The sequence below is a fragment of the Arthrobacter sp. R-11 genome (assembly GCF_049913155.1).
In the GTDB taxonomy this organism is placed as follows: domain Bacteria; phylum Actinomycetota; class Actinomycetes; order Actinomycetales; family Micrococcaceae; genus Arthrobacter.
Genome location: NZ_CP183979.1, coordinates 827,912 through 840,873 on the forward strand (window position 1 = coordinate 827,912; position 12,962 = coordinate 840,873).

10 protein-coding genes and 1 rRNA gene are annotated in these 12,962 nt (G+C 67.4%); 8 read left to right on the top strand and 3 right to left on the bottom strand.

Annotated features, from left to right (window positions below; genetic code table 11):
• Positions 1 to 118 precede the first annotated feature (118 nt).
• Positions 119 to 235 (top strand): 5S ribosomal RNA (gene rrf / locus ACN9M4_RS03755).
• A gap of 330 nt (positions 236 to 565) precedes the next feature.
• The gene (locus ACN9M4_RS03760) at positions 566 to 1,576 is read left to right on the top strand and encodes a patatin-like phospholipase family protein (protein ID WP_426302231.1); all 1,011 of its coding nucleotides are present in this window, start codon (positions 566 to 568) and stop codon (positions 1,574 to 1,576) included.
• A gap of 35 nt (positions 1,577 to 1,611) precedes the next feature.
• Here ACN9M4_RS03760 and ACN9M4_RS03765 read toward each other — a convergent pair whose 3' ends face one another.
• Positions 1,612 to 2,628, bottom strand: a complete 1,017-nt coding sequence (locus tag ACN9M4_RS03765) for a peptidoglycan-binding protein (protein WP_426302232.1) — start codon at positions 2,626 to 2,628, stop codon at positions 1,612 to 1,614.
• A 231-nt stretch (positions 2,629 to 2,859) separates the two neighbouring features.
• Here ACN9M4_RS03765 and ACN9M4_RS03770 point away from each other — a divergent pair, with 231 nt between their 5' ends.
• Both ACN9M4_RS03770 and ACN9M4_RS03775 read left to right on the top strand, forming a co-directional pair.
• Positions 2,860 to 3,351, top strand: coding sequence for an SRPBCC domain-containing protein (locus tag ACN9M4_RS03770; RefSeq protein ID WP_426302233.1), 492 nt, complete (start codon positions 2,860 to 2,862; stop codon positions 3,349 to 3,351).
• Complete coding sequence (locus ACN9M4_RS03775; RefSeq protein ID WP_426302234.1) at positions 3,344 to 3,919, top strand: GNAT family N-acetyltransferase; 576 nt, start codon at positions 3,344 to 3,346, stop codon at positions 3,917 to 3,919. The genes ACN9M4_RS03770 and ACN9M4_RS03775 overlap by 8 nt, the downstream gene beginning before the upstream one ends.
• 64 nt (positions 3,920 to 3,983) lie before the next feature.
• Here the strand turns inward: ACN9M4_RS03775 and ACN9M4_RS03780 are convergent, their stop codons facing one another.
• Together ACN9M4_RS03780 and ACN9M4_RS03785 are read right to left on the bottom strand one after the other, a co-directional pair.
• On the bottom strand, positions 3,984 to 4,955 hold the full coding sequence (locus ACN9M4_RS03780; protein ID WP_426303378.1) for a LacI family DNA-binding transcriptional regulator: 972 nt from the start codon (positions 4,953 to 4,955) through the stop codon (positions 3,984 to 3,986).
• A 78-nt stretch (positions 4,956 to 5,033) separates the two neighbouring features.
• On the bottom strand, positions 5,034 to 6,776 hold the full coding sequence (locus tag ACN9M4_RS03785; RefSeq protein WP_426302235.1) for a glycoside hydrolase family 13 protein: 1,743 nt from the start codon (positions 6,774 to 6,776) through the stop codon (positions 5,034 to 5,036).
• Positions 6,777 to 7,029: 253 nt separating this feature from the next.
• Here ACN9M4_RS03785 and ACN9M4_RS03790 point away from each other — a divergent pair, with 253 nt between their 5' ends.
• From ACN9M4_RS03790 to ACN9M4_RS03805, 4 genes are all read left to right on the top strand, one after another.
• Positions 7,030 to 8,328 carry a sugar ABC transporter substrate-binding protein gene (locus tag ACN9M4_RS03790; protein WP_426302236.1) on the top strand — a complete coding sequence of 433 codons (1,299 nt, stop codon included), beginning with the start codon at positions 7,030 to 7,032 and terminating at the stop codon, positions 8,326 to 8,328.
• A 157-nt stretch (positions 8,329 to 8,485) separates the two neighbouring features.
• A complete protein-coding gene (locus ACN9M4_RS03795; RefSeq protein WP_426302237.1) occupies positions 8,486 to 10,126 on the top strand; it encodes an ABC transporter permease subunit in 1,641 nt (546 codons plus the stop codon).
• 1 nt (position 10,127) lies between these two features.
• Positions 10,128 to 11,015 carry a sugar ABC transporter permease gene (locus ACN9M4_RS03800; protein ID WP_426302238.1) on the top strand — a complete coding sequence of 296 codons (888 nt, stop codon included), beginning with the start codon at positions 10,128 to 10,130 and terminating at the stop codon, positions 11,013 to 11,015.
• Between the two features lie 14 nt (positions 11,016 to 11,029).
• Positions 11,030 to 12,946 carry a glycoside hydrolase family 13 protein gene (locus tag ACN9M4_RS03805; RefSeq protein ID WP_426302239.1) on the top strand — a complete coding sequence of 639 codons (1,917 nt, stop codon included), beginning with the start codon at positions 11,030 to 11,032 and terminating at the stop codon, positions 12,944 to 12,946.
• The last annotated feature ends 16 nt before the right edge of the window (positions 12,947 to 12,962 follow it).

Here is a 12,962-nt window from a genome sequence, read left to right on the forward strand (position 1 = left end):
CCCGGACAACAACCCAGGAACCAAACCGGCACACCACCGGACAACCGAATACAACCAGCAACACCTGGTAACCAACAGTCTTCCCACCCCGCACACACGCGGGGACGGGTAACAAGGTTACGGCGGTCATAGCGTGGGGGAAACGCCCGGTCCCATTCCGAACCCGGAAGCTAAGACCCACAGCGCCGATGGTACTGCACCCGGGAGGGTGTGGGAGAGTAGGACACCGCCGGACATACTTTAGAAGTTCAGGCCCTGACCACGACGGTCAGGGCCTGAGCTGTTTAACGCGCATGCGCCAACATGGTGCCCGAAGGCCTCAACGGAGCCGTTCACGGCCCTGCACGGAGGAGGGGGCCTTCGACAGGGCACAGCGGCCGGCGTGACGCCGATTGCATGCCGCAATACTAGTGTGCAATCATTCGGGTGATCGTGATCCTTTGGCAGGAGGTGAGACCCATGAACGCAGTATCCGTAATGGGTGCTCCCTTGCAGTCCACGATCGCGCGACTGAAGTAGCCGCCGTCGGGAGCGCCATCCAGGCAATCCTCGAGAGGCGACTCCCATGAACACAACACCTTCTTCAACTCCGCACCCCACCTCGACGACGTCTTCGGACTCGACGACACCTTCCGACAGCCCAGCCCCCGAGCGGGAACAGCCGCAGCTCGACGCCACAAAACGGGTGCGCGCCGCAGGCCAGCGGGCGCTGGTCCTCGGTGGGGGTGGCTCGACAGGCAACGCGTGGCTGATCGGCGTCATCGCAGGCCTGTTCGATGCCGGACTGGATGTGACCGGGGCCGATCTCGTCATTGGCACCTCGGCCGGATCGACGGCTGCTGCCCAGATAGCTGGTGCGAGCCCGACTGAATTGCTTACCGCCATCTTTGCCGCCGCACCGTTGCAACGTACGGCTCCGCTCGGTTCCGACAATGGGCGCGCCCGCACCGGGCACGTAGCGGACCAGTTGGAGAGGACGGCACGTATCATCGCCGCCGCCGTGGACGCGGCCGACATGCGACGCAGAATGGGCGCGGCGGCACTCGGGATGGAAACGGCGTCGGACGATTCCGTGCAAAAGCGGTGGCGCGCTACTGTCGCCGCGCGGCTGCCCGTCCAGCTCTGGCCGCAACAGACGGTGCTCATCACTGCGGTCGACGCCTTGAACGGTGAACCGGTGGTGTTCGACCGCCAGAGCGGCGTCGACTTGGCGGACGCCGTCGCCGCCAGCTGTGCCAGCGGCTTCCCTTACAGGATCGGGGACAGGCATTACATCGACGGCGGCTACCGGCGTAACGAGAATGCCGATCTGGCAGCCGGATACGCACGCGTCCTGGTTCTGTCGCCATTCGGCGGCAGAACCAGGACGCCGCTGGACTGGGGAATGCATCTCGCAGCACAGCTCGACGAGCTACGAGCTGGAGGCAGCGAAGTCGAAACGATCTTCCCTGACAGCGACTCCGAGCACATGTTCGGCGCCAACGCCATGGATCTGTCCCTGCGTCCGCCCGCCGCGCGGGCCGGTTACGAGCAAGGCCGGGCCCTCGCCGGGCGGCTGACCGAATTTTGGTGTTGATAGGGCCTGTTCGGCCGTGGCAAGGGGCGAATGGTTCAGGCGACGAGCGCGGCCCAGGTGCGCGGACCCACCACGCCGTCAGCGGCCAGCCCCCGGGAACGCTGGAAGGCAACAACGGCGGCCGCGGTTTTCGGTCCGAACACGCCATCCTGCGCGGTACTGAAACCCTTGGTGCTGGCGCAGTGCTGGAGCCCGAAGACCGCGTGGCCGTTACTTCCTTCCTTGCGGGTGAGCTGCAGGGCAGTCCAGGTCTTTGCGCCCACGACGCCGTCGGCTGCCAGGCCCCTGGATTTCTGGAACGCGACCACCTGGGCCTCGGTGCCGGAACCGAAGATACCGTCAACCGTGAGCGGGCGGCCGTGCTGGCGGAGCAGCCGCTGCAATGCGGTCACGAAGTAGCCCTGCTGCCCGCGGCGGACCACCCGCCAGGTGGGGGCCGCGGTAGCCGGCGGGGGAGTTGAAGAGCCTCCGCCAAGCTTGCGGACCAGCGCCGCGACAGCGGGATCGCCCGGTCCCTTGACCAACTCGAAATGCATCTCGTCCTTGCGGTTGCTGTAGTCGCCGCCCCAGCGGACCACACCGTCGCAGGCCGAAAGGATGGATCGGATCGCATGGACCTGGGCCGCACTGAAGGTGCCGGAGGCGCCAAGGAAGTGTTCGGGAGCATTGACGTCGATGGCCGTGCCGCTGGCGTGGTTGGAATAGGAAGTGCTCCCGCTGATCTTCCGGAAGTTGTAACCCCAGCACTCGCCCTTGCGGAGGGTTTCGACCTCGCTGTTGAAGCGCCGTGCAACGTAACCGAGGATCGTGTGTGGTGCTCCGCTCCGCACGCCCTGGGGGAAGGTCACGGCGCCCACGCTCAAGGTGCTGAGGGGAAGGCTGGTGGAGGCAGGCCATCCGTTCTGCGAGGTCGCCGCGGCCGCGGGGCCGGCGCCCAGCAGGCTGAGCCCTCCCACGGCAGCCGCCGCAGCGCCGCCGAGGAAGAGCCTGCGGTTCAATGGATTGCCCGGGGCAGCAGCCGCCGTCCGGGCGCCATAGTGTTCATTGCACATATGTTTCTCCTTTACAGTGGGGACCCGACTGTGAGCGCGGACCCGAGCGATCCCGAAGCCAGCGAACCAGGCCTCGGCAGCGGTTTGCCGTAACGGCTCCGCTCGCCAAGTGGGGCTCTGCTCTTGTTTGCGAGTCTTGCAGTGGCGGGTGAGTGTGCCAATGGTGAGCACTGCCCATCCGGAGTGCCCGGCACCTGCCACGCGCCGCCTGCCCCGGTAGAGTTGATGCCCATGGACAGCCTTTTCAGCCACCCCGAACCGGGCCCCGGCCCGAGCGGCCAGGCCTTCGACCTGGAACCCCTCGTCTTCACCGTCATTGTTCCCGCGCCGGTGGCACACGCCTTCATGGGGTTCACCGACCACCCGCACCTGTGGTGGCCGATGGAGGAGCACAGCGTCTTCGGGGCCGGCTCGCATGTGGAGTTCGAAGAGAACTTGATCCTGGAAACCGCGGAGGACGGTCGGACCAGCGTGTGGGGCACCATCGATGACTGGCAGCCGCCGCTGTCCTTCCATGCAAGCTGGTACCCGGCAAGCACCGCCTTGTGGTCCACCGAATTGCGGGTCGCCTTCCGGGCGGTCGACGGCGGTACCGAAGTCCGGCTCGTCCATGAGGGCTGGGAGGGTGCGGAAGACCCTGCGGGAACCCGCGCGTCGTACGAGGAAGGCTGGCCCGGGGTTCTGGAGCGCTATGTCCGGTTCATGGGCGGTGCTAGTGGCTAGGATCCGCCGGCTGGGGCGGGAGGATTGGGAACTGCTGCGGGCAGTCCGGCTCGAGATGCTCGCCGACAGCCCCTTGGCCTACCTTGAGACCCTGTCGGCCGCCCGGCGCCAGACGGATACGCAGTGGCAGGAGCGGGCGGCCATGATGTCCAGTGGCACAAACATCACCCTGTTGGCCGATGGCGGCCCGGAGGATCCGCGGGTCCGCGGCCTCATGCGCGTGGTACCCAAGGAATTGCAGGAGCGGGAGCAACCGCGCAGGGCGATCCTTCTCAGTGTCTACGTTGCTCCGGCCTACCGGGGCCTGGGCCTGGCCGAAGAACTACTCGAGGAAGCCTGCAGGGTGGCCAGCGCAGAACTCGGCGTGGCAGTGCTGGAGCTCGGAGTGCATGAAGACAATGAACGGGCCAAAGCCTTCTACCTCCGCCATGGATTCGGCTTCACCGGTGAATCGCGGCCTTTCCCGCAGGACCGCGCAAATGCGGGCGCCATGGCGAAGCGGGAGCTTTCGATGGAACGGGAGCTGTCCCGTGCACGGATTCACGGCCCCGTCTGCGCCCCCCGCTGACGGCCCCGCCCTAACAGGCTCCGTCCCAACAGGCTCCGTCCCAACAGGCTCCCGTGGGCGGGTCTCAGCGCGGCTGCGGCGGTGTGGCGGTGCTCCGGCGCACGATGAATTCGGGCTCCACGATGTCGCCCAAGGGGGCGGCATCGCCGTCGAGCTGGCGCAACAGCATATGGACTGCATCCGCTCCCTGCCGCCGCGGCGCCTGGTCAAAGGTGGTGAGTCCGAAGACCTCGCCGAGCTCGTGCCCGTCGATGCCGATGACCGAGAGATCGTACGGCACGCGCAGGCCCAGCTCCTGCGCTGCGGTGATGACGCCGATCGCCATCTCGTCCGAGGCGGCGAAGACTGCGGTCGGCCGCCCGGATGGCGCGGCCAGCAGCCGCTTCGCCACGGCGTGCGAGCCGGCAACCGTGAAGTCGGTGCGCACCAGCCATTCCGGCCGGACGGCGATCCCGGCGTCGTGCATGGCCGTTTCGAAACCCACCCGCCTGTTGACCGGCAGTGCGAAGTCCCGCTCGAACTCGGGCGAGCCGCTCAGGTGCGCAATGTCCCGGTGTCCCAGGTTGATCAGGTGCTGGGTGGCACGGCGCGCCGTTTCGACGTCGTCGATATGGAGGGTGGCGATGCCCTGGATCGGCCCGCCCAGGCCCACTACAGGACGCTTCACCCGTAGCAGCTGCTCCACTTCGTCCGGCGAGAGTTCCAGGGAAACGGCCACCACGCCGTCGAGCCGTTGGCGGAGGAGGAAATCGTTCAGCACGCTGTGGCGCTGCCCGGGTCCTTCGCCCGTCGTGTAGAGCGTGAGGTCGTAGCCGGCCTCGAGGAGGGCGCCGGAGGCGCCCTCCAGGACACTTGAGAAGAACCAGCGCTGCACGGTTGGCAGCATGATGCCGATGTTCCGGGTCCGTCCGGAGGCCAGGCTGGCGGCGTTGTAGGACGGGACGAATCCGAGTTCGGCGGCGGCGTCCAGGACGCGCTGCCGGCTGCGCTCGGAGACGTTCCCGCGCCCGCTCAGGGCGCGCGACACCGTGGCCATGGAAACGCCGGCTGAGTGCGCGACATCACGGATGCTCACGCTCACAGCAGTCTCCGTCCTTCTATCGGCTCTCCGTGCTCAGGCCCGCGGTTCGAGGCTGAGCCATGCGGCCTCGCCCGGGGCGAGGACCCGGCCGTCCTTGCGCTGGCTGCTCAGCAGGATTTCGAGCTCCGGCAGTTCCAGATACTCGTCGCCGAGGTTCAGCATCACCAGAATAGTGCCATTGACGAAGGCAAGCGCTCCGTGACGGCACCATGACTCGGCCCAGGCCAAGGAACCGGTGCCAAGGCCGAACTCCCGGCGCAGCTCCAGGGCACGGCGGTAGATGGACAGGTGCGAGGCAGGGTCTGCGGCCTGAATGTCGCGGGCGAGCACGTCCCAGTCGCGCGGCTGGGGGAGCCAGCTCATGCCCGTGGGGCTGAAACCGTGCGCGGCCTCCCCGGCGCGCCAGGGCAGCGGGACGCGGCAGCCGTCGCGACCCACCCGCTCGCCGCCCGTGCGGTGGAACGTGGGGTCCTGGCGCCGATCGGCCGGGATCGCCGTGTTGTCCGGGAGGCCAAGCTCTTCGCCCTGGTAGAGGTAGGAGCTGCCCGGCAGGGCGAGCATGAAGAGGCTAGCGGCACGGGCCCGCCGGCGGCCAAGGGCCGTGTCCGGCTGAGGGTGGTCCGGGCCGATGCCGTCACCAAGACCCTGTCCGGGGTCGCTCATGCCCAGGCGGCTGGCGTGCCGGACGACGTCGTGGTTGGAAAGCACCCAGGTGGTGGGCGCGCCGACGGCGTCAAACGCCGCCAGCGAACGGCTCACCACCGCACGGAGCGGCTCTGCCGCGAACGGCGAGGCGAGGAACGGGAAGTTGAAGGCCTGGTGCTGCTGCCCCGGGGCGACCCAGGCGGCCATGCGTTCGATCGGGTCGACGTTGGCTTCCGCGCAGAGGATGCGGTCATCGCCGTACTCCGCGAGGACCTCGCGCCAGCGGCTGTAGATGACATGCAAGGCCGGCTGGCCGAACATCGGCGCTTCGTGGCCGGGGAAGCCATCGGAGGAACCGCCGTCGGCCTTTCCTCCCCAGTCCGGCAGGCCGGGTGCCTTGACGAGGGCGTGTGCCACGTCCACCCGGAAGCCGGCCACGCCGCGGTCCAGCCAGAAGCGCAGGACGCGTTCGAACTCGGCGGCAACTGCGGGGTTGTCCCAGTTGAAGTCCGGCTGGCTGGAGTCGAAGAGGTGCAGGTACCACTGGCCGGGGGTGCCGTCGGCTTCGGTGATGCGGGTCCAGGCTGTGCCGCCGAAGTGGGACTGCCAGTTGTTGGGCGGCAGTTCGCCGTTTTCGCCGCGGCCGTCGCGGAAGATGAAGTGCTCCCGCTCGGGGCTTCCCGGTGCTGCGGCCAGCGCGGCGCGGAACAGCCTGTGCTCGGAGGAACAGTGGTTCGGGACGAGGTCCACGATGACGCGCAGGCCGAGGTCCCGTGCCCGCGAGCTTAGGTTTTCGAAGTCCTCAAGCGTGCCGAAGAGGGGGTCTACTGCGCAGTAGTCGGCGACGTCGTAGCCGCCGTCGCGCTGCGGGGAGGCGTAGAACGGGGAAAGCCAGATGGCGTCCGCGCCCAGTTCGGCGATGTGGTGCAGTTCGGCGGTGATGCCTGGGAGGTCGCCCACGCCGTCGCCGGACGCGTCGCGGAAGGACCGCGGGTAGATCTGGTAGATGACGGCAGAACGCCACCAGGAGTCGTCGGAGTCCGCGGCATGAACGTGCGTGAGCGGGCCGAGCGCTGGGTGCCCCGCGGCGGTGGCGGCTGCTGGGGAAGCCGCGAATGAAATGGAAGACATGGTGCATTCTAGACAGCTCCGAAGCATTTTGCGGAAACGCTTGCACAAAGATTACGACGATTTTCTGGAAGCGCTTGCAAGGCGGGTTTTTCAGCGTGGGTTGGCTTTCCTGATAGTGGCGGTTGGCAAGCACGAAAGTTCTGAGTAGAGTTTGGAAGCGTTTCCAGTATGTGAGGCGGTTCACTTCCGCGACTCAGCGACGATGGCCATCGGCCGCCCAGCGCCTCACCACAAACATCCAGAAGGGACACCAATGATGGTGCGTTTCACTGAGCAGCCTGGCCTTAGCCGCAGGACCTTCACCATGGGGGCCGCTGCGTTTGCGGCCATGATGGGCCTGAGCGCGTGCGGTGGCGGGACTCCGAGCAGCCCCGCAAGTACGGAACCGAAGAAGGACCTCGCCGCCGCCGGAGCCACGACGATCACGATGTGGCTCGACGCCCAGCGCGCTCCGGCCCTGAAGGCCGTGGCGGCCAAGTTCAAGGCGGACACCGGCATCGAGGTGAAGCTGGTGATCAAGGACTTCGCAGCCGTACGCGACGACTTCATCACCCAGGTGCCTACGGGCAAGGGCCCGGACCTGGTGGTCGGGCCGCACGACTGGCTGGGCAAGCTCGTCCAGAACGGCGTGATCGCGCCGCTGGAACTCGGCGACAAAAAGTCCCAGTTCCAGGACTCCGCCATCCGTGCGATGACGTACAACGGCTCCGTGTACGGCGTACCGTACGCGATCGAGAACATCGGCCTGATCCGCAACACGGCGATCGTGGACAGTGCCTCGACCACCTTCGACGAGGTCCTGGGCAAGGGCAAGGCGGCGGTGGCTGCGGGCAAGGCAAAGTACGCGTTCCTCGCCGGGCTTGATCCCAAACAGGGCGACCCGTACCACCTGTACCCGCTGCAGACCTCCATGGGCGTTCCAGTATTCGGGACCAACGCCGACGGCGAATACGACCCCAAGCAGCTGGCCCTGGGCGGACCGGGCGGCGCTGAATTCGCGGCCAAGCTCAAGGAATGGGGCGACACCGGCTCGAAGGTGCTCAACTCCAACATCACCGGCGACATCGCCAAGGAAAAGTTCCTGGCCGGCGAGAGCCCGTACTTCATCACCGGCCCCTGGAACGTGCCGGACTTGAAGAAAAAGGGCATCAAGTTCGCCGTCGACCCGCTGCCCACCACCGGCAGCAAGCCCGCCCAGCCGTTCATCGGTGTCAACGGCTTCTTCGTCAGCGCCAAGAGCGCCAACGCCCTGGCCACCAACGAATTCGTGGTCAACTACCTCACCACCGAAGCCGTCCAGGACGCCATGTTCGCCACCGGAAGCCTGCCGCCAGCCCTGAAGGCCTCCTTCGACAAGGCCGCCTCCGACCCGGTGGTGAAGGCCTTCGGCGAGATCGGCGCCCAAGGCGTTCCGATGCCTGCCATCCCGGAAATGTCTGCGGTCTGGGCCGACTGGGGTGCCACTGAACTGGCCCTCATCAAGGGCAAGGGCGATCCCGCCACCGAGTGGGCCAAGATGGTCGCCAACATCAAGGGCAAGATTGCCTCGTAGCGCTTCCTGAAAGGCAGCCACTCCTGAAGACTGCGGCCCCTTTGGCCCGCAGCCTCAGCCATCCGCCTGTCCGGCGGGGGACGCACCCCCGCCGGACGGAGGCGCCTTGGCGACCTCCGCCGTCGCACGCCAGACACTCCCATTGAAGGAATCTTCCATGCCCCCTACAGCCAAGTCCGCCCTTGAGGCGATGCCCGACGGCGGCACGCAGCAGCCTGCGCCGCCGCGCCCCCGGCGGGTCCTGCCGGCAAGCCGCCGCGGCCCGGACTCCTGGAAGGGGACGCTCGCCAAGATCATCCTGCTTGGCCTGGTGGATGCCGTTGCCGTGTATGTTCTCACGGCCCTGTTCCTTAGCCAGTCCTGGGCGGTGCTGGCCATCGCGGCGTTGGTGACCGTCGCCATCAACTGGATCTACCTGCGCCCGGGCGGGCTGCCTGCCAAGTACCTGGCTCCCGGCGTGCTGTTCCTGCTGGTGTTCCAGGTGTTCGTGGTGGTGTTCTCCGGCTACATCGCCTTCACCAACTACGGCGACGGGCACAACGGCAGCAAGGAAGACGCGGTCTCCTCGATCCTGACCTCCTCGCAGAAGCGGGTTCCCGATTCCCCGGCCTACCGCACCTCGATCCTGGAAAAGGGCGGCAGCTACTACCTCCTGGTCACGAACCCGGAGGGTGAGGCGCAGCTCGGCACCACGGAATCCAAACTCGAGGATGCCGCCGGCGCCGTCAAGGATTCCACCGGCAAGGCAAAGGAACTGGCCGGGTACCGGACCCTCACCTTCCAGGAAATCGTGGCGCACCAGAAGGACGTGCTGGGCCTGGTGGTGCCGCTTTCGGACGATCCCGGAGCGGGCACCCTCCGCACACAGGATGGCAGCAATGCCTACGTCTTCCGCTCGAACATGGTCTACGACAAGGCCGCGGACACCCTCACCGACACGGACTCCGGCAAGATCTACCGGGACTCCGGACAGGGCGACTTCGTCTCCGACACCGGCGAGAAACTCGCCACGGGCTGGAAGATCGACGTCGGCTTCAAGAACTTCGTCACCGCCTTCACCGATCCGGAGCTGCGCGGGCCCCTGCTCTCGGTGACTCTGTGGACGTTCACCTTCGCAGTGGTGTCGGTACTGCTGTGCTTCGCCCTAGGGCTCTTCCTGGCCATCACCTTCAACCGCAGCGACCTCAAGGGCAAGAAGATCTACCGGATCATCATGATCCTGCCCTACGCCTTCCCGGCCTTCCTGTCCGGACTGGTCTGGGCGGGCCTGCTCAACCCCGAATTCGGTTTCATCAACAATGCCCTCCTGGGCGGCGCGCACATCGGCTGGCTGACTGACCCGTTCCTGGCCAAGATCAGCGTGCTGGTGGTCAATCTGTGGCTCGGCTTCCCGTACATGTTCCTGGTGTGCACCGGGGCACTGCAGTCGCTGCCCGAGGACGTGGACGAAGCGGCCCGCATGGACGGTGCCAGCGCCTGGCGGATCTTCCGCTCCATCAAGCTGCCGCTGCTCCTGGTCTCCGTGGCGCCGCTGCTGATCTCCTCCTTCGCCTTCAACTTCAACAACTTCAACGTCATCTACATGCTGACCAGCGGCGGGCCCCGCTTCGAGGACACCACCCGCGACATCGGCGCCACGGACATCCTGATCACCCTGGTCTACAAAAGCGCCTTCGGCGTAGGCACAGGCCGGGACTACGGGCTGGCCAGCGCCTTGGCGATTGTCATCTTCATCATCGTGGCCGCGATTTCGGCCATCAGCTTCAAGCAGACCAAGGCCCTCGAGGACGTGAACTGACATGAGCACCACTGTTGCTACCGAATCCCGCCGTTCCTTCCCGCGCTGGTTCCGCGACAAGGGCTGGCGCCACCTGGTGGGCGTGGCCACGAGCATCTTCGCTGTGTTCCCGCTGCTGTACGTGCTCTCCGCGGCCTTCAACTCCACCGGAACCCTCGCCGGATCGGCCACCCTCTTCAGCCAGTTCTCCGGGGACAATTTCGCCAAGCTGTTCGGCAACGAACAGCGCCCCTTCGGCCGTTGGTTCGTCAACACCATGGTGGTCGGCCTCGTGACCTCCGGGGCATCGGTGTTCCTCGGCGCCCTCGCCGCCTATGCCTTCTCCCGGATGCGCTTCACCGGCCGCCGCGCCGGTCTGCTCAGCCTGCTCCTGCTGCAGATGTTCCCGCAGCTGCTTGCCGTCGTCGCGATCTTCCTGCTGCTCAGCGGCATCGGCGAGATCATCCCTGCGCTGGGCCTGGGCAGCCAGCTCGGCTTGATCATGGTCTACCTGGGCGGTGCGCTCGGCGTGAACACCTACTTGATGTACGGCTTCTTCAACACCGTGCCGCGGTCCCTGGACGAAGCGGCCAAGCTGGACGGCGCCAGCCACGTGCAGATCTTCTTCGGCATCATCCTGCGCCTGGTCACCCCGATCCTTGCGGTGGTGGGCCTGCTGACGTTCATCGGCATCAGCAGCGAATTCGTGATCGCCAGCGTGGTGCTCACTGACCCCAACAGCCAGACCCTCGCGGTGGGACTGTATTCCTTCGTGGCCAACCAGCGCACCGAGGACTGGGGAGTGTTCGCCGCCGGCGCCGTGCTGGCCGCGCTTCCGGTCATGGCGTTGTTCCTGTTCCTGCAGCGCTACATCGTCTCCGGCCTTTCCGCCGGTTCAGTCAAGGGATGAGGTTCGGTCAAAAGATGAGCATGCTGGGTTTCGAAGCCCACCACGACGGCTCCCCGCTCTACCTGCAGGACGGCCCGGTTCCGCTCGGCGGGACCACCCGCGTGCGGGTCCGGACGTGGGCGGGCGGAAGCTCTGCGGGAACGGACGGAACGCTCGACGGCGGGCGGCCCGCCGCCGTCGAACGCGTCTGGCTGCGGACGGTCGAGGACGGCGAGGCGCGCTTCACCGAGGCCCGCCGCCTGGAGCTTCCGCACGGAGCGGACGGCTGGGATTGGTGGGAGGCCGAGCTCCGGGCCGTCAACCCGCTGGCCCGCTACCGCTTCCTGCTGACCGAAACCGGTGGCAGCGTGCTGTGGCTCAACGCCGCAGGCGTGCACTCGCAGGACGTCCCTGACGCCCAGGATTTCCGCCTGTCTGTGGCCGAAGCCGGCCCGGACTGGGCCGCCGGGGCCGTGATGTACCAGGTCTTCCCGGACCGCTTCGCCCGTTCCGCGGCGGCGGATGCCCGCCCCGCGCCGGACTGGGCCGTGCCCGCGGACTGGGACGCCGCCGTCGAGTATCAAGGCCCTGACACCGCGCTCCAGTTCTTCGGCGGCGACCTCGACGGCGTGCGGGAGCGGCTGGACCATTTGGCCGGGCTCGGCGTCGAGATCCTTTACCTCACCCCTTTCTTCCCCTCGGCGTCGAACCACCGCTACGACGCTGAAAGCTTCCGCCGGGTGGACCCGTTGCTGGGCGGCGACGAAGCACTCATCCGCCTGGTGCAGGCCTGCCATGAGCGCGGCATCAAGGTGATCGGTGACCTCACCACGAACCACACGGGGGATACCCACGAATGGTTCCGCACGGCGCTCGCAGATCCGGGCGCCGCGGAACGTTCCTTCTACTACTTCGATACGGGCGGCGGCTACGAAAGCTGGTGGGGCGTGCCGAGCCTGCCCAAGCTCGACTGGGCCTCGGACGGGCTGCGCCGCGAATTCGTGGAAGGCCCGAAATCCGTGGTGGCCCACTGGCTCGCCGAGCCGTTCAAGCTGGACGGCTGGCGGGTGGACGTGGGCAACATGACCGGCCGGCTGGGCGCCGCCGACTGGAACCGGGAGGTGGGCTCACTTGTGCGGCAGACGGCCTTGGAGGCCCGCAAGGATGCGCTGCTCGTGGCCGAATCCACCAACGACGCCGCCCCGGACTTCCAGGGCGACGCCTACCACGGCTCCATGAGCTACGCGTCCTTCACCCGCCCGCTGTGGGCGTGGCTGACGGACGGGACCGCGGTGAACTTCTTCGGCTCACCCCTGCCGTGCCCGCCGCGGATCCCGGCCTCACAGTTCGTGGCCGAATACCGCGACTTCGCCGCGGCCTACCCCTGGAACGTGCGGCTGCACAGCCTGGTGGCGATCGACACCCACGACACCGCCCGGGCCGCCACCGCAATGCTCCCCGGCGGACAGGCCGTTGCGGCCGTGCTGTCCTTCACCTTGCCGGGCATGCCCACGGTTTTCGCCGGGGACGAGTTCGGCCTGGAAGGAATGAACGGCGAACACTCCCGCACGCCCATGCCCTGGGACGAACCGGAGCGGATGGTGCAGGACCTCCGCGGCCTTTACTCCGCGCTCGGCGCGCTCCGCCGCGAAGCGGTCCTCCGCACCGGTTCGCTGCGCTGGTTGCACGCCGACGGCGGCACCCTCGCCTTCGTGCGGGAACTGGCGGGAACCACCGCGCTGGTGGTCGCCACCCGGGACGAGGCCGACATCGTCTTCCCGGCGGGGCTGCTCCCGGCGGGACTGTTTCAGGCGGGACTGCTTCCTGCGGGAGCCCCTGCGGACACCGGAGCCGCGCTCGCCGTCGGGCGGATCGGCCTGAGTGCCTCCGGCGACGGCGGCACCCGGCTGCGCGCGGCGGGTCCGGCGGCGGCGGTGTGGCTGCTGGGTTGATTCCCCGGGAGATTCC